The sequence below is a fragment of the Bacillus licheniformis DSM 13 = ATCC 14580 genome, from assembly GCF_000011645.1.
Lineage (GTDB): Bacteria > Bacillota > Bacilli > Bacillales > Bacillaceae > Bacillus > Bacillus licheniformis.
In genome coordinates this window covers 2,686,020-2,707,223 of sequence record NC_006270.3, presented here as the reverse complement: position 1 = coordinate 2,707,223, position 21,204 = coordinate 2,686,020, and the positions used below count along the sequence as shown (strand labels likewise).

The window sequence follows — 21,204 nt, the reverse complement described above, 5'->3', positions numbered from 1 at the left end:
AGAGAAAGGCCGAAAATGTTAAATTCGGCCTCTTCTCACACTTGGCACCCCCTTACTCATAAGACATCGATCTGAAAATTCCCAAAATATAAACAAAACATTAATAAAATCAAGCCATTTGATTAACAAATTTACGATACGATCATATAGAACTTGATGATTGGGAAAAGCATTTTGAGAGAAGATTAAGAGCAAGGGAGATATGATGTGAGAATGAAACGATTAAGGATGAGGAAGCATTTACTGATAGCTGTCTGTACTTTGGCACTTCTTCTAAGTTCCCCGATTGTAAGCGATGCGAGCCCGGCAACTAAACCAACAACTGCAGATTCGCCGCAATCTTCCGGATTTTTCGTAGACCATTACAAAAATAATATCTCTGCCAATACGACGGCGGAATCCAATCCTGTCATCGGCCTGCTTTCCGAATTTAATAAACTTTGGACTCCCGGAAAGACATGGAATACCGGTACTAAACTGAACAGCAGGGTGCTGGATGCCAACATTCAAAAAGTCGTGGATATTGCTGAACGCCGCACGATGCTTGAGGAAAATGCTGCCTATTTTGATGATCGGCGGAGCCAGAGCTACAGTATAATTGACGGCCTCGGCAAGCTTGCCGGCGTCTATCGAATGAACGCGGGAGCGACGACAACGATCACCAGCATTCCGGCAGATGCCTCGATTAGAAAATACAATGATGAAGGAACCAATTCGGGCAGCACCAGCTCTGAACTTGGAAATGTCGTAAGTTTGGTCAATACTTTACGCGGCAACTATTCTTCATCGAATCCGGCTAAAAGCTATTTCAACTATCCCCGCCCGTTTCGCTGGAAAGACAATTCGATCATTGTTCCAACGCTTATCCCCGTCATCAATCCTGATCCGAACAAAGACGGAGGTTTTCCAAGCGGACACACGAACGCCGCATATCTCAGCGCTTTTGCTATGGCCTATGCGATACCGGAGCGTTATCAGGAGCTGCTGACTCGCGCTTCAGAACTCGGTCATAACCGGATTGTTGCCGGTATGCATTCCCCGCTGGACGTCATGGGGGGACGAGTAATGGCAACAGCTTTGTCTGCAGCAATCCTGTCTGACCCCGCAAATGAAAGATTGAAGAAAACGGCTTTTGATGAAGCCCGCCGTAAATTATTAACGCAAACCGGTACAGCTGAAGACAGATACAGCGATTATGAGAAGAATAAAAAACAATATACGGAACGATTGACATATGGATTTCGACAAATGAACAAAACCGCCAAACCAATGGCAGTTCCAAAGGGAGCCGAAGTCCTGCTGGAAACACGTTTTCCTTACCTTGACAAAAAGCAGCGCCGTTCGGTTTTAGCCACTACCGGTCTTCCGGCCGGCTACCCTGTTCTTGATGATCGAGAAGGATGGGGAAGGCTTAATCTCTTTTCCGCGGCAGATGGGTATGGGGCTTTTACCAAAAATGTTACCGTGACCATGGATTCCGCAAAAGGCGGCTTCCATACAGCCGATCGCTGGCGCAACGACATCTCCGGCACCGGAAAGCTGACCAAAAAAGGGACAGGCGCTTTGAAGCTGGAAGGGGATAATACATATTCCGGCGGTACACGGATTGATCAAGGAACACTTGAGGGCGGTTCGGAGACAGCTTTCGGGAGAGGTGATGTTGCACTAAACGGAGGCATCCTTAAGGAAGATGCGCCGGGAAAACTGATCATCGAAGGAGACTACAAACAATCTGCTAAAGGAATACTTGAACTTCAGCTCAGCGGCAAAAAAGATCAGTTGAAAATTAAGGGAAAAGCAAGATTGAAAGGGACATTGCGTCTCAATTTTACGGACAATTACGTACCGGCTGACGGATCGGCGATCATAACCTTCCGCAAGCGTCATGGATCATTTTCTTCCGTCGAGACCAGTGGATTGCCAAGCAAGTATAAAGTGAAGATCATCTATAAATCCAACAGTATTCAGTTGAAAGTTGAGCAAAAGGGGAGAAGCTGATCTGCAAGAGGATTCACTCAAAAGCTGCAAGCTGGCGCATACTGCCGCCAGCTTGCTTTTAGTTTTGATGAAATCACAGCCAGAATGGCTGTACATCTTGAATGGGGAATCTTAAAAAATAGTCGGCACCATTCCCCCGTCCATACGGATCGGGGACCCTTTAAATGCGGATGCATAGGGACTGCATACAAATGCAGCCAGTCTGCCGATTTCAATAGGCTTGATAAATCGCTGTATTTCGGATTGAGGCAGGTTTGTCGTCATAAATTTCTTCTCTTTTTCTGAAAAAGTCATCCCTTCATCGGGGTACATTCCCTCAATGATTTGCTTCACATTCTCAGAGAGCGTCGGCCCCGGCATGATCGTATTGACTGTCACTTCTGTTCCGATTGTTAATTTTGATAAGCTTTTTGACAATGATAATAGCATTGATTTTGTCATACAATACTGAGGCATCTGGCCTGAAGGCATCATCGCTTCTTCACTTGCGATAAAGATGATGCGGCCAAAATCACTTTTCAGCATTTTAGGCAAATAAAATTTAGATAAACCGTTTGCAGCCAGCACATTGGTGCGGAAGTATTTTTCCCATACTTCATCGTCAACGTCCTCATATTGCATCAGTTCATAAATGCCCATATTGTTTACTAAAATATCGATTTGAGGGTGTTTTTTAAATAAAGCTTCCCTTTGCCTAATATCCACAATATCAGCCGCGGCGTTTTGGGGAAAGGTGTCAGGAAAAGCTGATTTTATTTCATTGACTGTTCGTTCTGCCTCTTCCTCATTTCGTCCGTTAATGAGTACATGAACACCTTCTTTGGCAAGTTCAATAGCGATGGCTTTTCCTATACCTTTCGTCGATCCGGTAACTAAAGCTGTTTTATTTTTTAATCCCATATCCATTAAACATTTCTCCTATTCTAGTTAAATCCATTCAGCCGGGTCTTCTTACGCCAATTAGAAGGAGTCTCGCCTTCCCAAAGGCGGAAGGCCCGGTAGAACGAGTTCTGATCTTCATATCCGATCAGAATGGCCACTTCTTTAATATCGAGCGAAGGGTCTGCCAAGTACTCCCGCGCCTGCTCATGTCTGACTTGGATCAACAGCTGTTTGAAGCTAGTGCCTTCGTCAGTAAGCCGGCGCTGCAAGGTGCGGCCGCTCATTCCCAACTCGCTCGCAACAGTCTGAATGTCGGGGTGCCCTCCTGGAAGCGTGCGTTTCATGATCCACTTGACCGCTCCGCTGATTGAAAGGCTATTTTGCTGATCATTCAACGATTGATCCAGCACGGGAGTCAAAATCTCCAGCAACTCCGCGTTATACGAGACAAAAGGGCGGTCAAGATCTCCTCGATTCAGCGTCAGCCGGTTCCGAGCTGCACCGCTCCGGATGCGGCAGCCGAAGTATGCTTCAAGCGCCTGCATGTCGCCCATTGGGTGTGCAAACTCGACCGACTTCGCTGTCAACGGCTGACCTGTGCCCCGGCGCCCGAGTTCCAGAAGAAATGCCAGTGTAATGCCAATCAAGAGCGGCGGACCGGGTAGCTTATCATCCAACCATTCCAGTTCGATTGCGCAGTGCTCATCTTCTTCGGTGATACGCAGGCTTTCAGGAGGGCATAATTGTTTGTAGCGGGCCATTCGTTTTAGCGCGCCGCGGTAGTCACGGGCATGGTAAGCCGCTAATACGGCCGGAGGGTAATGTGCCGGCTCAAAGCCGGTCGCAAGCTTGATGATTCCTTTGGAAACGTCATCAACAAGGTCGGAATACGCCTGCCAGATCGCGAAGTATTGGGCGGCGGTGACAACTGGTTCAGTCATCACGGTGAGCGGCAGCCGGGCTTTTCGAAGCACATCAGGGGCGTTAATTCCTAATTGACGCAATCCTGCCCAAAATCCTGCCGGGAATTTAATTCGAGTATGAGACATCTTGAGCACTCCTTTAACTTTCTGCACCTTCGCTCGTTTGGTCGTCATTCTGTCCAGCCTTGTTGGCGGGACAGTTATAACTTTACCTAACCATTGTCGATCTGTAACTAGCAAAGAGCGACATTTAACTTGCCGATCACGCCGAACGTGTCAGCCCGCCATATGCGTACGAAGGCTGTGACAGGCAGGCGCCTTTAATCTATCATGTCCTTCGAATAGGAGGGGATTCAAACAGCACAAACATTTCTTTTCCTTGAATGGACAAATTAAGTTCTATAGGACAACAAGCGGGGAAAATCTCCCGGCTGTAAAATCATCCCTTCCCGATAGCGGGATTTCCTTTTCCCATCACATGTTTTCTTGCAATGAAAAAGAGGAGGACGGCAACAAAAAACTCGGAAAGCGGCAAGGATAGCCAAACTCCCGTGACGCCAATAAACTTTGGCAAAATCCAAAGCAGGATGAACAGGGACACGAAGCTTCGCAATATAATGATAACAACCGATGAGCCGGCCCGGCCAATAGATTGAAAGTAACTCATATAGACAAAGTTATAGCCAAGGAAGGTATAGCCGATAAAAAACAGGCGGATTCCATCGATGGCCAGCTGCTGGATTTCGGTTGATTCTATTCCGAATAAGCCTACAAGGAATGGGGCAGCCCCCCAGCCGATAACGAGCAAAAGTATGCCCAGGATTACGGCGGTCTTCTCCCCAATCTTCATGCTGCTTTTGATTTGTTCGGTTTCTTCAGCACCATGATAATAGCTAATCATGGGCTGAAGTGCCATTTCAATGCCGAAGAAGGACAGGAACATGAACCCGTGAAGGTAGTTAATGACCGAGAAGGCAGCGACTCCTTCCGTGCCTGCCAGGCTTGCCATTGCCAAGTTGTATCCTGTAACAAATACGAGGAGCCCGGCCTCTGCCAGAAAGCTTGGAAACCCGATGGCAAAGATGTGCATAAGGGATTTCCAAGACCACTGAAACGCCGGCCTTCTCAGTTGCGCTTGACGGTTGAAGAAGTGCAGGGATAATACAAGCAGTCCGGCGAATCCGCCAAGCACCGTTGAAATCGCAGCGCCTGTTACCCCCATGTCCAAAATCATGATCGTATAAAAATTCAGAATGATATTCACAATCGATGTCGTTGCAAGAGCCATCATCGAAAGCTTCGGACTGCCGTCATTCCTTACAAAAATACTTAAGACCTGTTCTAATGTAATGACCCAGCCGAATAAAAACATGACACTTAAGTACTCTATGACAAAAGAAGAGGTGTCGGAGTTGGCACCAAGCCATATCGAAATGGTTTGAATGTTGAGAATCCCGAATACTCCTAAAAGCACGCTGATGATAAGCGCCAAGAAGAGAGCCAATGAAAAAATGCTGCTGGCCTTCTTGGGGCGATTCTCCCCGATGCTGATGGAGTACTTTGTTGCTCCGCCTATCCCAATCCAAAGAGCGATGGCCATAATGAGTGAAATAACCGGATAGGAAAGGTTCACTCCAGCCAGTGCTGCGGTTCCAATGCCATTGCCTACGAACAGGCCATCAATTAAAATATTCGCTGACATCAGGATTAATCCAAGCGTTGCAGGGACGAAATATTTAAAAAACACTTGATTTACTGGTAATTTCATGAGCTGCTGATGTGTTTCTGTCATCATGTATTCCTCCTATAATGAGCTACAGGAGTATTCTAAACCTTCAAGTTACTTGAAGGTCAATCAAAACTCTTTGTTACCGGAATTTGGATTAAAGTGACATAACGAGCTGACTCCTTGATCACAGCATCATCAAGAAATGAGATTTCAACAGGGATTCCCGCCAGCTCGTATTCCTTCTCTTTCAGCTGGCTTAAAACGAGCTGATAACTTTTCCTGATGTCCTCGTAGGGACCAATATGGGGGTAACTCGCATACAACCCTTCGTTTAAATAGTCTTCACTGTCTTCCTCGTGCAGCAATTCAAATACGCCGATATATTTTACCGGTCCTTCTTGCTTCAAGCTCTCCATATCAACGATTGTTCCAATGTCTCCGGTGAAGAAGCCGTTATTCTCAATCGACTGGCTTGAAAGCGTTTCTTTATCCTTTAAATAAATGTCGTCGCCTTCCTCCATCAGGTCGACAGGCTTGTCAAAATACAGGTAGGAAATAGCCCGTTTTGGGAAATACTGAAATGTTAAAGCAGGATGTTCGGCAAGTTTTATTCCTTCTTCGATTGTGGAAATTTTGTTCTCGATTCTCGCCGCGTTGCGTTGGAGACGAAAAATTTCCGCTCTGACTTCCTCAAGCTTTTTCTTCAAAATTTCCATCGTTGTTTCCGGAGTCCTTTGATCTAACTGATGCTGAATATCTTTTAACGAAAATCCATTTTTCCTTAAAAAAATAATCGTATCCAGGATCTGAAATTGTTCAACACCATAATATCGATAAGATGTTTCAGGATCGGTATACTTTGGCCTGAACAGCCCGATTTCATCATAGTAACGCAGAGTCGATGCAGGCAGCTTGAAAAGTCTTGCTACTTCTCCTACACGGAATCGATTGTTCATCATGTTTCACCTCATCTGTTCGTTTTAGTGATATCACCAAATACAGAGCTATTCGGTTATCGGAATTATGTATTAAGTCTACTATTGACATTAGGTGAAAATACATGCCTGGTCAATAAGGAGGCCCAGTATCCCTAAGCAATCTGTTCGATGCAAAACAATTCTTTTTGCCAAACCAATCTATTGAGGATTTTTAAAAATAAATGAGGGCTCCATCATTGGAAGCCCTCATTTGCCATATTTTTTTCACTGCGAATAAAAAAATCTGTATACAGTTTGATTAAAGAAGCTCATTCAGGAAAGCTCCCGGCTAATTTATTGCCGAACCGCTCTTGTTCTGATCGAACGAAAGCGCGGGTGTTCTGCCAGTATGGAACGCTTCATTTCTTGTACAACCGGGTGGTCTGACTTTAAAAAACGATGTTTATCGTAAAGTCCGGCCAATTGGCCGTGGTCTAATACACCTAGTGTATCACTCAATTGATAGGCGGCTTTTAAATCATGTGTGATAAAAAAATAAGACATTCCGAAATCGTCTTTGAGCTCTTTTAATAAACCCAATATAAGCGTTTGGGTTACCATGTCCAGGCTGCTGACAGACTCGTCTAATACGATCAGCTTCGGCTTGAGCGAGACCGCTCTTGCAATATTAATCCGCTGCAATTGGCCGCCGCTGAACTGGTGCGGATATTTTGTTAAATCCTTTTCAGTTAAGCCTACTCTTTCCAAGAGCTCGATAATGGTCCGTTTTTTCTCAGCGATTGTGAGCCTTTCATAGTTTTCTAGCGGTTCTGCTAGAATTTGTTCAGCCGTCATTCTCGGGTTGACGGAAGAATAGGAGTCTTGAAAAACAGCTTGAAGGTCGCGGCGGATTTTCCGCCGGATTGACTGATCTGCTTTATAGAGATCATGTCCTTGAAAAAAGATTTGCCCCGATTGCGGCCGCTCCAAACCAAGCATCACTTTTCCCAATGTGCTTTTCCCGGCTCCGCTCGGTCCAACCATGCCTAAGCATGCGCCTTCCTCAATCGAAAAGCTGACATTGGAAAGGACTTGTTTCGATTGAATTTTCCACTTGAATAATTTGCGCGCTGTATAATGATGAGTGACTTCTTTCACTTGTAATAAACTCACTTGTTCACCCCATCTCAAATGCCGGCCTTCCTCATACTGACTCAAGTCGCAAGTTGATCCACCGGCAATGTCAACCGTGCACTTAATAGCTTCTTAGTATATTCATGCTTTGGTTCATCAAACAGCTGAAACACATCTCTATTTTCTACAATTCTCCCATTCTGCATCACAGCAACTTCATCCGCCATTTCAGCAATAACGCCGAGGTCATGAGATATAAGCAAAATCGCCGTGCCGAAGTCAGAACGCATGCCGTCTAAATATTTCAGCACCGTCTTCTGATTATACACGTCGAGCGCAGTGGTAGGCTCATCCGCGATGAGAATGGCAGGCTTTAAGCATGATGCAATTGCAATCATGACCCGTTGAAGCATTCCGCCGCTTAATTGAAAAGGATAAGAATGTAAAAGTTTAGCAGGGTGGGGTAGGTTCACATGATGCAATGCTTCGGTCGCAAGCTCTTTCGCCTGTTTCTTGCTAAAAGATGTATGAGAGCGAATCGATTCGGTCATTTGCTGTCCTATCGTAAAAACGGGTGTAAAAGCGTTCATCGGATTTTGCATGATATAGGCAATATCTTTGCCGCGGATTTTACGCATTTCCTTATCTGCTAATCCGTTCAATTCACGGCCTCGCAATGCAATACTTCCTTCCACCTTAGTTGTTTTTGGATCAAGCGTCTGAAGAATAGACATGCTTGTTACCGTTTTTCCGCAACCGCTCTCACCAATCAGACCAAGGACTTGGCCGCGCTTCAAATCAAAATTGATGTCTTGCACAAGGGTTGAATGTCCTTTTTGGTTGTTAACCTGTACATGCAAATCTCTGACTCGAAGCACCGTTGATTGTTCTGTTCCCAACTTCCTCATTCCTTTTTAAAATCGACGTTTGACACCGTATTGATCTGATAAGGCTTCGCCCAATAAATTGAATGTCACAACCACAATCATGATCATCACCCCTGGATAAATCATTAACTCGGGATTCGACCGAATATACGATTTACCTTCATGAATCATCGCTCCCCATTCAGCCGCCGGGGGCTGGACGCCCAAGCCGAGAAAAGACATAGCCGAGATATCCATAATGGCCCAGCCCATTTCCAACGTACCGATGACGACGAGGGGAGGGAGGACATTAGGGATGATATGATTTTTAATGATTTTCCATTGTGAAGATCCATTGATTTTTGCCGCCGCAATAAAGTTCTCCTCTTTCAGACTCAGCACCATTCCTCTGAAAATTCTCGCATAATAGACCCATTGCACAAGCATGAGGGCCAGAATGACTTGAGGAAGTCCGGGGCCGAAAATGCCCACGAGGCCAAGAACTAAAATTAAGTTCGGAAAGGCCATTACACCATCGCAGCATCTCATTAACAGCTGGTCAATCCAGCCGCCTTTATACCCTGAAATCGTCCCGACAATGAGGCCGATAACGAGGGAGGAAATGAAAATAAGCATCGCGAATCCCAAAGAAATCCGGGCGCCGTACAAAAGGCGGGATAAGTTGCATCTTCCCAGATGATCAGTTCCTAAAGGAAATTCCCAGGATGGAGGCTGCAGCTTATATACCATATGGACATCAGCAGGATGGTGCGGCGCAATCCAAGGGGCGAATACAGCGATAATAAAAAGGATGGTTAATATAGTGGTGCATACCGTAATCACTTTTTGGCCTTTGAATATCCTGCGTATACTTATCATCATCGATGCTGCCCTTCTTTCCTTGAAATGCGCGGGTCAATATACATTTGAATGAGATCAACAATTAAGTTGCTCAATATAAAAAAGGTAGCGGCTAAGAACACATAGCATTGAATGACAGGGATGTCCCGATTGAAAATGGCCTCAATAAAATAACGGCCAAAGCCGGGCCAAGAAAAAACGACTTCAACAATAATTGTGCCGGTAAGCAGCTTGCCAAGATTCATTCCCAGACCCGTAATCATCGGAGAAATGGCCATTCGCAATACATGTTTGGCCATAATGTTCAACTTCGCTATTCCTCTTATGCGTGCAAATTGAACATATGGTTCCTGCAGGTTTTCGATGACGCTTGCACGGAGCAGCCTTGTATACATCGCAATTAAAGGAAGCGCCAATGTCATAGACGGCAGTACGAGATGCTGCCATGTCCCAGCGCCCTCTACCGGGAAAAGGTCTAATTGAACAGAAAAGAAAAAAACCAGCATATACCCTAACCAAAAAGTTGGGATGGATGCCCCGAAAAAGGAAATGAAGCGGCTGATATGATCAACTGCACCATTTCTTTTGATTCCCGCTAAGAAGCCGAGCGGCACACTGACAAGCACCGCAATCAATAAACTCCCAAGCGCAAGTTCGACCGTTGCCGGCATTCGGTGTGCCACTTCGTCCCAAACCGGCTGGTTTGAAACATAAGATATGCCAAAATCAAGCTGGCATATCTTCAAAACAGAGTTTACATATTGAATAAAAAATGGCTGATCCAAGCCAAACTCATGTCTTTTTTGCGCTAAAATTTCATCAGTTGGCTGGATATGCGCTGCGGCTAAGTATGCTTCAGCTGGGTCAACCGGCGAGAGATGAATCATTCCAGTTGTCAGAAGTGCAGCTAAAAGAAAAACTGGAATAATCGACATGATTCGTTTCAATATATAGTTGCCCATAAAAGCCTCCTAGTGTTGCTGCTTGACGCGAATGCCTGTAAATGGATGTTCGTCACGGTTAGCAGGGAACGTAAAGTCGGTGATATTCTTTTGATATATCGCCGTCTTTTTAATGTAAGAAACAGGTACGATGGCTCCCTGGTCTTGAAGTGATTTTAAAATAGATGAGTAATGCTCCTGCCGCTCTTTTTCATCAGTCGTTTGAGGCACCTTTGCCATCTGTTTGATTAGCTCGTCCTTGTTTGGATAGGCTGAGATCGCTTCATTAAATCCGAATCCTTTGGACGCGACAATGTTTAAAAATGTATGCGGGTCATAAGGCGCACCATAGTTGCTAAAGAAGTTCATATCAAACTCATTTGCCTTAAACCGTTTGACTTGGGTTGCCAATTCTACGCCTTCAAGATTCAGCTTTACCCCGATCGCTGCCCATTCTGCCTGCAGCGTTTCAGCCATTGTTTTTTGAATGGATTCAGCTGAATCATACATTAAACTAAATTCAAGAGGCTTTCCGTCTTTCTCGCGCACGGTCTTGCCATTCGGAAGCTTCCAGCCGGCCGCATCTAATAACTCTTTTGCTTTTTCTGTATCATAGTTGATTTGCTTTACATCAATATCAGACGTGTATGGGAAGTCTGTCGGCAAAATATGATCTGCTTTTTCTTCTAACCCTGAGGTGATGCCTTTCACCATGGCTTCTTTGTCAAAACCGTATTGCAGGGCCTGCCGCACGCGCTCATCAGAAAGCTGTTCTTTTTTCGTATTCATGACGAGCTGTCTCGTCGCCACGGGTTCAGAAAGGCTTGTTTCATATTGACCTGTCGATTGCAGCTGCTTGTATGCATCCAAACTGATAACGCCTTCGCCGTAAATGAGGTCAAGCTCGCCTTTTTCAAATGCTAGCACCCTTGTTTCGGCATCTGGGATAACTTTCACTTTGATTTTCTCGACTTTTGGCTTTTCACCCCAATAATGTTCATTGCGTTTAAAAACCGCATATTCATCAGCTTTATGCTCTTCCAATACCCATGGGCCCGTACCAACCGGTTTTTCGACACCCTTTGATGTATCGCCGTCCTCAGGGAAGCCCGCTTCTCCCAAAAACCGGACCGGCCGTACAACGGCTAGTTCCTGAATGGTCGGGTAGTATGGTTCAGTCAATTTTAATTTAAATGTATGGTCATCGATCACTTCTGTTTGGGCTATTTTTGAAATAAACCCTAACCAGCTATGTAATTCAGTATGTTTTAAAATGGAGTCAAAATTCTTTTTCACAATTTTCGCATCAAACTTCGTTCCATCTGAAAATGTTACATTCTTACGCAAATGAAACGTATATACTTTACCGTCACTTGATATATCCCAAGATTCGGCTAAATGCGGTTTAAGCTTTCCTCCCGCTTCATAGGTAACCAAAGGTTCATATACCATCGACTGGGCAAATAATTGGGAAGGATTATACACATGCGGATTCATTTCGCCTATATCTCTAGGCCAAGCCATTGTGACCAAGTTTTCATGAGTTTTCTCTGTTGAATTTCCTGAGGTTGTACATCCGGCTAATAAAATAGAAAAGGCGAGCATTAATATAAAAATAATTTTAATTTTCAAACTAATCCTTCCGCTCATCATGCTTTGTTTCCTCCTAAATGAAGTTGATAATCATTTTCATTTTATGCAGGGGGCATACCCTTGTCAATGTAAGATATAGGAACTATCTAAATGCTGCGGAATAGGGAGCGGCGGCAACCCATGAAGAACGAGCGGAAAGGGGGAAGCGGCAAAATCGAAGTGGGCGAAGCATGAACTTTTTATTAAAATGGATTGTAAAAATGGAGCAATCAAAGTACACTTAATGATAATGATAATCATTTGCGTTTGGTGTTTGTGAACTCATGACATATACCGGGAGTGAAGAGCGATGAGCAGAAATGAATTGTTTGATGTGACCGTTATCGGCGGAGGTCCGGCTGGGTTATATTCCGCCTTTTACAGCGGACTGCGGGGAATGAAGGCAAAGATTATTGAATATCAGCCGATGCTGGGCGGAAAGGTTCACGTTTATCCTGAAAAAATGATCTGGGATGTCGGGGGATTAACGCCTATTTCCGGAGCCAAGCTGATAGAACAGCTGGTGCAGCAGGGGTTAACGTTTCATCCTGAAGTGCTGCTGAATGAGAAAGTCGAATCGATTGCCCGCAATGAAGAAGGGTTGTTTGAATTACATACGGCTGCCTCAGGTGTGCATCTTTCCAAGACGGTCATCGTTGCCGTGGGCGGCGGCATCCTCAATCCGCAAAAGCTTCAGATAGAAGGCGCAGAGCGTTTTGAAGTGTCCAATCTGAATTATACGGTTAAGTCACTGCAGCATTTTAAAGATAAAACGGTCATTGTATCCGGCGGCGGCAATTCGGCTGTCGATTGGGCCAACGAACTCGAACCTGTAGCGAAAAAGGTCTACCTCGCTTACCGCAAAGATGCGCTCAGCGGGCATGAGGCCCAGGTGGATCAGCTTCTGAACAGCTCGGTGAGCTGCTTCTTTCATACAGAGATTACCAAGCTGATCGCTTCGGAAGATCATGAGGTGATCGAACGGGTCGAGCTCACGAACGCTCAAACAGGTGAGGTGATGGAACTGCCTGTCGACGAGGTGGTTATCAACCACGGATATGAACGCGACACCTCACTTCTGGAGAACAGCCGCCTTGATGTTACCCGAGTGGATGACTATTATATTGCAGGTACTTCCAACTGCCAGTCTTCCGTGCCCGGTCTGTATGCGGCGGGGGATATTGTGCATTACGAAGGCAAGCTGCACCTGATCGCCGGAGCGTTTCAAGATGCGGCAAACGCGGTCAACAGCGCCAAGCGATTTATCGATCCCGAAGCGCACAAGAGTGCGATGGTGTCGTCGCATAATGAGGTTTTCAAAGAGCGCAACCGCGAGCTTGTCAAGAAGATGTTCGTGTAGATAAGGAATATTTTTCACCCGCGGGAGCGGCTGATTCGTCAAAGAGGATCTTGGACATATGGCAAGATCCTCTTTTTATTTAAACCAGCCTTTTTCCTTTGAACGAGTAATGGCTTCAATCCGATTTTTCACCTCAAGCTTTTCAAGAATCATTGAGATATAATTTCGTACGGTTCCGCTTTTGATGCTGAGTTCTTGGGCGATTTCTTTTGTGTTTTTTCCGTCAGCCACAAGTTCAAGCACTTCTTTTTCTCTATCTGTGAGGGGATTGGCCTCACTGTACATGTCTTCCATCAGTTCAGGCGCATAGATCCGCTTTCCTTTCATGACGCTGCGGATGGCGCTCGCAAGCTCTTCGCTTGGGCTGTCCTTTAACAAATAGCCTTTAACACCTGCTTTAATGGCTCGCTGAAAATAGCCGGGGCGGGCAAAAGTGGTTAAGATAATAATGTTGCAGCCTGTATCCTTTAATTCCTCAGCAGCTTCAAGCCCCGTCTTTCCGGGCATTTCAATGTCCATAATGCATATATCAGGCCGATGTTTTTTTGTGAAATCAACGGCATCTTGTCCGGTAGTGCCTTTGCCGACGACTTCCATATCATCTTCTAAGTTCAGAAGCGATCCTAAAGCGCCCAAGAGCATCTGCTGATCTTCCGCAATAAATATACTAATCATGTAAGCCATCCTTTTTTTTTATTTTGAGTTGTTAGGAATTGACATGGTAAGCTTGGTGCCGTTTTTTGTATCAATGTGTAGGCTTCCGTTTGCAAATTCAAGCCGTTCTCTCATGCCAAGCAAGCCGTGTCCTTTTGAAAAGCACTTCTCTTCACCTTGAAACGTTCCATCGTCAGTCACTGTAATGACAACCTCCTTCCAGAGCTGCTGGATGTCAACGCGGCAGGTCTTAGCCTGGCTGTGTTTGACGACATTAGTGACAGCTTCCTTCAAGCACATGCTCAATATGTTTTCATTAAGCAATGAGATATTTTCCGGCAATTTATCTTCTTCATAGATGAACGCAATGCCGGCTGCTTCAAGAATTTGTTTGATGTTTATGATTTCATCCTTGAGCCGGATGCCTTTCATGGAGGATACGATTTTTCTGACTTCATTTAAAGAAGTTCTCGCAGTTTGCTGAACGCTTTTCAGTTCACGCGCGGCTTGATCGGGATCTTTGTAAATTAATTTTCTCGCCAAGTCGCTTTTTAAACCGATAAGAGACAGCTTTTGTCCAAGTGTATCATGGAGGTCGCGGGCAATCCGCTGCCGTTCTTCTAATTTTACCAAATTGGCAATCCGTTCATTAGCATACTCGAGCTTTTCTTCCAGGCGTTCACGCTCCTTGCGGCTTCTAATGCTGAACGGCAATAAAATCGCACTGATGAGGGTGATGACCACAAAGGGAATTTGTGTCAGAAAAAATTCCTTTTTTAACACGAGACTGAAGTTGGCAGCGACGGCTGCGCTTATTAAGTGGACGTAATATAAAATATGAAAAGGGGCCCGTTTTTTAATGTTCCCTATAAAATATGCGATAAAAAAAGCAAAATAAATATAACTGAACATCATAATCGAAGCGGTTGAAATGCCGATTAAAATAAACGCCCACAAATAAACGTCCCAGCCTTTTGAGACAAAAGCAAATCTGTATACCGCAAAAAATAAAAGCGTCAAAATGATGCCGACGACGATAACAAGTGTAGATGATGATTGCATGATAAAGTAGAAGGGAAGGATGAAAAATATTGTCCATATATACGGCGAGATCCCGTTCAGTTTTTGAAATGTAAAATGTTTTTTGAACATGTTATAACCTCATTTTCAGCTTTTCATCTTTAGAGTAACTTTACCATTGCCGGAGCCTGATTGCATCATCGGACAATAAAAAGGAAGTCTTCTTGTTGATATAAGAAGACCTCCTTATCGTCAGGCGTTCTTCCGCAGCTTCTGTTTTTTCGTTGAATCCGGCGAAGGATGGGAAGATGTTTGTTTCATGTCCCGAAAGGTTACAAATTGCTTTTTTTCTTCATCCCAAAGCCGGAACGCGAGTGATTGCAGGCTTGTTTTCAAAGTGATGGTCGGGACGTTTTTTAAAGGTTCGTGCTGTTCATGTGCGGTTTCAAGTTTATAGTTAGGCACCTTTGGACTGAGATGGTGAACATGGTGGTACCCGATATTGCCTGTAAGCCATTGAAGCAGTTTCGGGAGTTTATAAAACGAACTTCCTTCCACAGCGGCCTGAACATAGCTCCAATTTTCATCCGCTTCAAAATAAGAATCTTCAAATGTGTGCTGAACATAAAACAGCCAAACGCCGATCGAACCTGAGATCAGAAAGATCGGACCTTGTACGAGCAAAAATGATTGCCAGCCAAAAATCAGGCAGCAGACAGCAGCCAATGCCGCGATTGCAAGGTTGGTGAGGTATGTGTTCACACGCTCTTTCCGTCTTGCTCCTTTTTTGTTAAAGCGGTTTGTGATCAGAAAGACATAAATCGGTCCGAGAATAAACATGATAAACGGATTTCTGTAAAGTCTGTATGCGATTTTTGTGCGCAGAGGTGCGGCTTTATATTCATTTACCGTCAGCAGCCAGATGTCACCCGTTCCCCGTTTATCCAGGTTGCTGCTTGTCGCATGATGAATCGAATGGCTGTGCTGCCATTGAAGATAAGGAAATAAAGTCAGAACGCCTGTCAAAAAACCGAGAATATGGTTAAGGCGTTTTTGTTTGAAAAAGGATAAATGGCAGCAGTCGTGAAAAATAATGAAAATTCTCGTCAAAAACCCTGCGGCAATCACCGTTATTCCTAAAGTAAGGAGATAGGAGACATTGAGGCTGAAATAGGCAAGAAACCACAGTCCGAAGAAAGGAATAAACGTATTCAAAAGCTGAAGCAGACTGTTCTTGGTATCAGGCTGTGCAAACGCAGCAACCTGTTTTGTCAACTGTTTTTGTTTATGGGCAATGGTTTGTTCAGTCATAGTAAAGTTATCCTCTCATAAATAGGTCTTAAATTAAGTTTACGGCACAGAGAGATGTCTTTGTAGTAGCACACATCATGCTTCAAACATGACACTTGTCATGTTTCCTTAACTCGAATGGATATAAGAAGATTGACAATATCATGATGGGGCAACTCCGCATGGTAAGGTGGCAAGCAGGTGAAGTTAAGGAACGGCTAAAACGTGCGATGATTGATTAATGAAACAAAGTTCTTTTACAATGATGTAATTGATGATCATATATTAGTCATTTAGATAAGGAGTGAATTCATATGTCACGAATGGAGAATAAAACATTTAATTGTGAAAAGGAGTTGACGCTCAACATTATCGGAGGAAAGTGGAAAATGCTGATTTTGTGGTTTTTAGGAAAAGAAGGTACGAAAAGATTCGGAGAATTAAAAGCCCTGATGCCCGGCATTACGCAAAGAATGCTGGTGAATCAGCTGCGTGAATTGGAAGAAGATCATATTGTACATAGGGAAGTATATCCGGTTGTTCCCCCAAAAGTTGAATATTCCCTTACAAAACAGGGAGAAAGTTTAATGCCTATATTAGAGGCGATGTATGAGTGGGGTAAAAATTATATAGAAACCAACTTTTCAAAAGATGACAAATAGAATAATTGACTTTGAGATATTGTTCTAGAGACAGTATCTTTTTCTACACCATATGAGGAAAAGTATAGTATGTAAAAAAAAAGTGCGTACTATTAAAGGCATTTTCCCCTTGTTATACTTTTGATGTAACAGAAATATCAAAAGAGAATCATCCGCGGAATTCTTAATTTAACAGGGGTGACGTTAAGTGGAATTACAGTTAGCATTAGATTTAGTCAATATACCGGAAGCAATCAAAGTGGTAAAAGAAGTAGAAGAATACATTGACATTGTAGAAATCGGTACGCCGGTTGTGATAAATGAAGGCCTTCGTGCAGTAAAAGAGATGAAAGATGCTTTCCCGAATTTGAAAGTGCTGGCAGACCTTAAAATTATGGATGCGGCCGGGTATGAAGTAATGAAAGCCTCAGAAGCAGGAGCCGATATCATCACCATTTTAGGAGCCGCTGAAGATATGTCTATTAAAGGCGCTGTAGAAGAGGCAAAAGCTCAAGGAAAAAAAATCCTGGTGGATATGATTGGAATTAAGGACATCGAATCACGCGCTGCCGAGTTGGATGTACTTGGTGTGGATTATATTTGTGTGCATACGGGTTATGATCTTCAAGCCATTGGCCAAAATTCATTTGCAGACTTAATGACCATTAAGAATGTAGTAAAAAACGCTAAAACGGCTATTGCAGGCGGAATTAAATTGGACACATTGCCCGAAGTCGTTAAATTAAAGCCCGATTTGATTATTGTTGGGGGCGGTATTGCAAATCAAGATGATAAAGCTGCGGCAGCCGCAAAAATGAAGCAGATGATCCAGCAATCATGAAGACCCATGATTATGTAAAAGCGATCATCGCAGAGCTTGATCATGCAACGTCTCAAACTCAAGCGGAAGGAATAGAGAACTTCATATCCAGTATCATGTCTTCTGAAAAAGTGTTTGTTACGGTGCAGGTCGTTCCGGTTTAATGGGGAAGTCATTTGCTATGAGATTAATGCACCTGGGTATCAATGCATTTGTAACAGGAGAAACCGTAACACCTGCATTTACCGAAAACGACTTGCTTATCGTGGGCACAGGATCAGGGAAAACAGAAAGTTTGCTTCATATGGCGGAAAAGGCAAAAGATATCGGAGGCACTGTAGCGGCAGTTACGACCTCTTCAGATTCGCCAATCGCTGAAATAGCTGATCTGATCCTGCAGCTGCCGGGTTCACCCAAGGATCAAACGACGGGCAGTAAACAGACTATACAACCGATGGGATCGCTTTTTGAACAGACTCTTTTATTGATTTATGATGCTATCATATTGCGAATAATGGAAATAAAAGGGCTGAATACTCATAACATGTACGCAAATCATGCAAATCTTGAATAAATAAACCTTCATGTAAAGAAAATCACCATCCGCTATCTCGGACGGTGATTTTTTGTATACCAACCGGTTTTTAACATAACATTTACATCTTTATTATGATTTTAAAATGTGAATATCGTAAAATGAAAAATCAATTGGACATTGAGGAAAGGAGCTTGTCATGCTTACAAGTTTTAGCCTGATTGGATTTATACCTTTCATTATTGTTGCTGCTTTAATCATATTCGGGTTGAGAAAGCTTGTGCTTTCTTTAAGAAATAAGTAGAGTGCTGATAGTCATATCATTGTCACATTTTGATAAAGTGTTGTTTATATACTAATCACCTAAAGATTGGGTGCGAGCTGATTTTTAATGATATAGCTCTTGTATCTTCTATTATGATGAACATATGGTCAATTATTGGATATATTTTGATTATGTGTTATGTTTTTATCAAGTTAGCAGAAATCATTCTTTGTACCAAAAGCGAAACAATTGATCAGGGACAGGTAAAACCTCTTATTTCTCTAACGAAATTTAAAATGATCAAAAAGGGGATAAGCAAATGCCATTATTACGTTTCGATCTAATAGAAGGCCGTGATGAACAAGCATTAAACCTGGTCTGCCTTATTTAGACATCATCAGGGATATGCGAAATTCTCTCCAGATTCCGCTGGTTTCATATCAAGTAAGCGGAGAATATGCCCAAATAAAAGCCGCATCGCAAAACGGCTGGATTGACGAAAAAAATACAGTGTTGGAAAGCATGCTTGCGATGAAGAGGGCCGGTGCGGATCTTATTGTTACATATTTTGCAAAAGATATAGCAAAATTTCTTCGGGAGGAATCATGAAACGGGCAGCGATCATATTCATTCGATTCTACCAAAAGGCGATATCCCCTCTTTTCCCGCCGACTTGCAGATTTTATCCAACATGCTCCAACTATGGGCTTGAAGCGATTCAAAGGTTCGGGTTTATCAAAGGCAGTTATCTGCTTATTAAACGATTACTGAAATGCCACCCTCTTCATCCGGGAGGCTTTGATCCTGTTCCAAACCAAACAGATCAAAAAAAGGAAGGGGATTCAGATTAATATTGTAGGATGATCTATTGATCGTTTTTCCTTGCAGGGCAGGCAGGGGAAGTTGACCGCTTTCCTGAAGAACTCCTGCACATTCAAAGCAGTAAATGAAAAGGCTGCATAAAGATGACCGGGTGTATGTTTCAGCAATACACCCGGTCATCTAATTGTGTATTTTTATACGAGAAATTTCGTTATTTATCAAGACCTAAATCAAAAAAAGTCATAAAAAATAAGGAGTTATATATATTTTACATGACTAATATGTATAACTCCTTTAGTTCTTGTTCAATAATCGCGCCCGATTGTGGAAGATCGTTATTCAACTAAAGCCCCCGATAGTTGAATAAGAAAAGCAAAAGAACTTGCTATTTCACAAATATATCCACCAAATTTTCATATTAGTTTGTTTTTCATACATACTGATAATAAATAAAACCTTGTTAAAACTTTACAAGACAAACTGAATTGACTATAGTCTAATTAGACCAAAATATTGATGTAAAGAAGTGAAAATTAGATGATAAAGTCTTTTTTAATGTTGGGGCAGTCGAATATGGCAGGCCGTGGATTTTTGAATGAAGTAGACCCTATCTATAATGAAAAAATAAAAATGCTGCGCAATGGGCAGTGGCAGATGATGACAGAGCCGATTAATTACGACCGTCCGGTTTCCGGCGTTGGCCTGGCGGCATCTTTTGCAGATGCATGGTCGAAAGCTCATCCCGATGAAGAAATTGGCTTGATCCCTTGTGCGGAAGGTGGCAGTTCATTGAATGACTGGCATCCGGAAGGCATCCTTTTTCAGCATGCTTTGGCCGAAGCCCGCTTCGCCCTCCGCTCCAGTCAAATTTGTGGAATCCTTTGGCACCAGGGTGAGAGTGACAGTTATCGTTCGCTACATGAAACTTATTACGAGAAATTAACCCTTATCATCGAGACGCTAAGAAACGAGTTGAAACTTGATGAGGTACCGTTGATTATTGGAGGGCTTGGTGACTTTCTTGGGAAGACCGGTTTTGGACAGCACGCGACCGAATTTCGACAGGTTAATGAACAATTGCTGCGTTTTGCTAATGAACAACAGAATTGTTATTTTGTTGCTGCGGCAGGTTTGACTGCGAATCCTGATGGCATTCATTTAGACGCAGCTTCACAACGCAAATTCGGTTACCGCTATTTCGAGGCTTTTTCGAAAAAGTACCATATCCTGAAACCCATTTCGGGAGAGGAGCAATCACTGAAAGTGAATGGTGACTATTCTAAAACAGAACAGATTTACCTTCACAGCATGGATTTGGCTTCGGGTAAAATCACGTACGCGGAATTCGAGGCGCGGATGGCGATGGTGATGAAACCATAATTCCCTTACTTATCCTTGGCTTGCTAATCCAAAACCCCGGAGCTCACGGCTATGAACTTCTGGCCTGTTTGTTGGACAATCAAATAATATACAATTATTTAACCGATTTATAAATGAAAAACTCCCCAATCTAAATTCTTTAATAGATTTGGAAATGATAGGACTTTTTCTCGCATCCTCTCCAACGATCAAGTTTGGCAATGTGAGGGCCGATTAAACCAATAAAGCCAATTGCTCCAACAATCGAAACGGCCCCTGCGGTTAAAAGGGCAGAGATGAAAAATAAAAGAGCATTTGTTTTCTTTAAAGAAAGGCCCAGGAGCACAGCTGATTCTGTTCCAGCCTCCAGGCATTTGCGATTCCCGCTGTCAACAATCCCGCAATGAGCGCAGGAACTGCAATTGGCCATAAAAGGTTCAAGTGAATCCAAACCCTTCCATTCAGTGATCCGATCGTCCACAATAAAATGCTTCCAAGCGCTTCTTGATGTCTAAGTAAAATAAATGAAGTCACAGCTTGCAATACCGCTGAAAT

At 43.5% G+C, this 21,204-nt stretch carries 18 protein-coding genes and 4 pseudogenes; 9 read left to right on the top strand and 13 right to left on the bottom strand.

The window, feature by feature from the left end; genetic code table 11:
- The first annotated feature begins 213 nt into the window (after positions 1–213).
- Entirely contained in the window at positions 214–1,998 is a 1,785-nt protein-coding gene (locus tag TRNA_RS35455; protein WP_025805010.1) for an acid phosphatase, read from the top strand.
- 111 nt (positions 1,999–2,109) lie between these two features.
- On the opposite strand, the gene TRNA_RS35450 is transcribed toward TRNA_RS35455, so the two are convergent.
- The 9 genes from TRNA_RS35450 to nikA all read right to left on the bottom strand — a co-directional run bounded on the left by TRNA_RS35450 (position 2,110) and on the right by nikA (position 11,904).
- Complete coding sequence (locus TRNA_RS35450) at positions 2,110–2,904, bottom strand: SDR family NAD(P)-dependent oxidoreductase (protein ID WP_003183814.1); 795 nt, start codon at positions 2,902–2,904, stop codon at positions 2,110–2,112.
- 17 nt (positions 2,905–2,921) lie between these two features.
- Positions 2,922–3,929, bottom strand: a complete 1,008-nt coding sequence (locus TRNA_RS35445) for an AraC family transcriptional regulator (protein ID WP_003183812.1) — start codon at positions 3,927–3,929, stop codon at positions 2,922–2,924.
- A gap of 313 nt (positions 3,930–4,242) precedes the next feature.
- A complete protein-coding gene (locus TRNA_RS35440) occupies positions 4,243–5,598 on the bottom strand; it encodes an MATE family efflux transporter (RefSeq protein ID WP_003183810.1) in 1,356 nt (451 codons plus the stop codon).
- Between the two features lie 56 nt (positions 5,599–5,654).
- Entirely contained in the window at positions 5,655–6,491 is an 837-nt protein-coding gene (locus tag TRNA_RS35435) for a MerR family transcriptional regulator (RefSeq protein WP_003183808.1), read from the bottom strand.
- 312 nt (positions 6,492–6,803) lie between these two features.
- Positions 6,804–7,622 carry a nickel import ATP-binding protein NikE gene (nikE, locus tag TRNA_RS35430; protein WP_003183807.1) on the bottom strand — a complete coding sequence of 273 codons (819 nt, stop codon included), beginning with the start codon at positions 7,620–7,622 and terminating at the stop codon, positions 6,804–6,806.
- Between the two features lie 41 nt (positions 7,623–7,663).
- Positions 7,664–8,482, bottom strand: coding sequence for a nickel import ATP-binding protein NikD (nikD, locus tag TRNA_RS35425; protein WP_003183804.1), 819 nt, complete (start codon positions 8,480–8,482; stop codon positions 7,664–7,666).
- A gap of 15 nt (positions 8,483–8,497) precedes the next feature.
- On the bottom strand, positions 8,498–9,331 hold the full coding sequence (gene nikC, locus TRNA_RS35420) for a nickel ABC transporter permease subunit NikC (protein WP_003183802.1): 834 nt from the start codon (positions 9,329–9,331) through the stop codon (positions 8,498–8,500).
- The gene (gene nikB / locus TRNA_RS35415; protein WP_003183800.1) at positions 9,328–10,272 is read right to left on the bottom strand and encodes a nickel ABC transporter permease subunit NikB; all 945 of its coding nucleotides are present in this window, start codon (positions 10,270–10,272) and stop codon (positions 9,328–9,330) included. The genes nikC and nikB overlap by 4 nt, the downstream gene beginning before the upstream one ends.
- 9 nt (positions 10,273–10,281) lie before the next feature.
- Positions 10,282–11,904 (bottom strand): nickel ABC transporter substrate-binding protein, encoded by a 1,623-nt coding sequence (gene nikA, locus TRNA_RS35410; RefSeq protein ID WP_003183798.1) that lies wholly within the window; start codon positions 11,902–11,904, stop codon positions 10,282–10,284.
- A 289-nt stretch (positions 11,905–12,193) separates the two neighbouring features.
- Between nikA and TRNA_RS35405 the strand changes: the two genes are divergently transcribed.
- The gene (locus tag TRNA_RS35405) at positions 12,194–13,243 is read left to right on the top strand and encodes an NAD(P)/FAD-dependent oxidoreductase (protein WP_003183797.1); all 1,050 of its coding nucleotides are present in this window, start codon (positions 12,194–12,196) and stop codon (positions 13,241–13,243) included.
- 75 nt (positions 13,244–13,318) lie between these two features.
- Here TRNA_RS35405 and desR read toward each other — a convergent pair whose 3' ends face one another.
- From desR to desE, 3 genes are all read right to left on the bottom strand, one after another.
- Positions 13,319–13,918, bottom strand: a complete 600-nt coding sequence (desR, locus tag TRNA_RS35400; protein ID WP_003183795.1) for a two-component system response regulator DesR — start codon at positions 13,916–13,918, stop codon at positions 13,319–13,321.
- Between the two features lie 18 nt (positions 13,919–13,936).
- Positions 13,937–15,049, bottom strand: coding sequence for a sensor histidine kinase (locus TRNA_RS35395; protein ID WP_003183793.1), 1,113 nt, complete (start codon positions 15,047–15,049; stop codon positions 13,937–13,939).
- A gap of 120 nt (positions 15,050–15,169) precedes the next feature.
- Complete coding sequence (gene desE / locus TRNA_RS35390; RefSeq protein WP_009327821.1) at positions 15,170–16,228, bottom strand: fatty acid desaturase DesE; 1,059 nt, start codon at positions 16,226–16,228, stop codon at positions 15,170–15,172.
- Between the two features lie 293 nt (positions 16,229–16,521).
- Here desE and TRNA_RS35385 point away from each other — a divergent pair, with 293 nt between their 5' ends.
- The 7 genes and pseudogenes from TRNA_RS35385 to TRNA_RS43730 form a co-directional block, all read left to right on the top strand.
- Positions 16,522–16,869 carry a winged helix-turn-helix transcriptional regulator gene (locus TRNA_RS35385; protein ID WP_006637692.1) on the top strand — a complete coding sequence of 116 codons (348 nt, stop codon included), beginning with the start codon at positions 16,522–16,524 and terminating at the stop codon, positions 16,867–16,869.
- Between the two features lie 187 nt (positions 16,870–17,056).
- A complete protein-coding gene (gene hxlA, locus TRNA_RS35380; RefSeq protein ID WP_011198148.1) occupies positions 17,057–17,689 on the top strand; it encodes a 3-hexulose-6-phosphate synthase in 633 nt (210 codons plus the stop codon).
- Positions 17,686–18,242, top strand: a pseudogene (hxlB, locus tag TRNA_RS35375) (6-phospho-3-hexuloisomerase). Before hxlA ends, hxlB begins: the two are co-directional and overlap by 4 nt.
- A gap of 592 nt (positions 18,243–18,834) precedes the next feature.
- Positions 18,835–19,077: pseudogene (locus TRNA_RS35370) on the top strand (porphobilinogen synthase); the annotation flags it as partial.
- Positions 19,074–19,319, top strand: coding sequence for a membrane protein insertion efficiency factor YidD (yidD, locus tag TRNA_RS35365; RefSeq protein ID WP_009327825.1), 246 nt, complete (start codon positions 19,074–19,076; stop codon positions 19,317–19,319). The pseudogene TRNA_RS35370 and the gene yidD, both read left to right, overlap by 4 nt.
- Before the next feature lie 508 nt (positions 19,320–19,827).
- Complete coding sequence (locus tag TRNA_RS35360) at positions 19,828–20,670, top strand: sialate O-acetylesterase (protein WP_009327826.1); 843 nt, start codon at positions 19,828–19,830, stop codon at positions 20,668–20,670.
- Positions 20,667–20,741, top strand: a pseudogene (locus TRNA_RS43730) (PadR family transcriptional regulator); the annotation flags it as partial. The gene TRNA_RS35360 and the pseudogene TRNA_RS43730, both read left to right, overlap by 4 nt.
- Before the next feature lie 68 nt (positions 20,742–20,809).
- Here TRNA_RS43730 and TRNA_RS44165 read toward each other — a convergent pair.
- A pseudogene (locus TRNA_RS44165) lies at positions 20,810–21,183 on the bottom strand (iron chelate uptake ABC transporter family permease subunit).
- Positions 21,184–21,204: the final 21 nt, after the last annotated feature.

Excerpts from the sequence above, each read along its gene's own strand:
- TRNA_RS35455 (WP_025805010.1), top strand. The coding sequence starts at position 214 with ATGAAACGATTAAGGATGAGGAAGCATTTACTGATAGCTGTCTGTACT.
- TRNA_RS35450 (WP_003183814.1), bottom strand. The coding sequence starts at position 2,904 with ATGGATATGGGATTAAAAAATAAAACAGCTTTAGTTACCGGATCGACG.
- TRNA_RS35445 (WP_003183812.1), bottom strand. The coding sequence starts at position 3,929 with ATGTCTCATACTCGAATTAAATTCCCGGCAGGATTTTGGGCAGGATTG.
- TRNA_RS35440 (WP_003183810.1), bottom strand. The coding sequence starts at position 5,598 with ATGATGACAGAAACACATCAGCAGCTCATGAAATTACCAGTAAATCAA.
- TRNA_RS35435 (WP_003183808.1), bottom strand. The coding sequence starts at position 6,491 with ATGATGAACAATCGATTCCGTGTAGGAGAAGTAGCAAGACTTTTCAAG.
- nikC (WP_003183802.1), bottom strand. The coding sequence starts at position 9,331 with ATGATGATAAGTATACGCAGGATATTCAAAGGCCAAAAAGTGATTACG.
- nikB (WP_003183800.1), bottom strand. The coding sequence starts at position 10,272 with ATGGGCAACTATATATTGAAACGAATCATGTCGATTATTCCAGTTTTT.
- nikA (WP_003183798.1), bottom strand. The coding sequence starts at position 11,904 with ATGATGAGCGGAAGGATTAGTTTGAAAATTAAAATTATTTTTATATTA.
- TRNA_RS35405 (WP_003183797.1), top strand. The coding sequence starts at position 12,194 with ATGAGCAGAAATGAATTGTTTGATGTGACCGTTATCGGCGGAGGTCCG.
- desR (WP_003183795.1), bottom strand. The coding sequence starts at position 13,918 with ATGATTAGTATATTTATTGCGGAAGATCAGCAGATGCTCTTGGGCGCT.
- TRNA_RS35395 (WP_003183793.1), bottom strand. The coding sequence starts at position 15,049 with ATGTTCAAAAAACATTTTACATTTCAAAAACTGAACGGGATCTCGCCG.
- desE (WP_009327821.1), bottom strand. The coding sequence starts at position 16,228 with ATGACTGAACAAACCATTGCCCATAAACAAAAACAGTTGACAAAACAG.
- TRNA_RS35385 (WP_006637692.1), top strand. The coding sequence starts at position 16,522 with ATGTCACGAATGGAGAATAAAACATTTAATTGTGAAAAGGAGTTGACG.
- yidD (WP_009327825.1), top strand. The coding sequence starts at position 19,074 with ATGAAACGGGCAGCGATCATATTCATTCGATTCTACCAAAAGGCGATA.
- TRNA_RS35360 (WP_009327826.1), top strand. The coding sequence starts at position 19,828 with ATGATAAAGTCTTTTTTAATGTTGGGGCAGTCGAATATGGCAGGCCGT.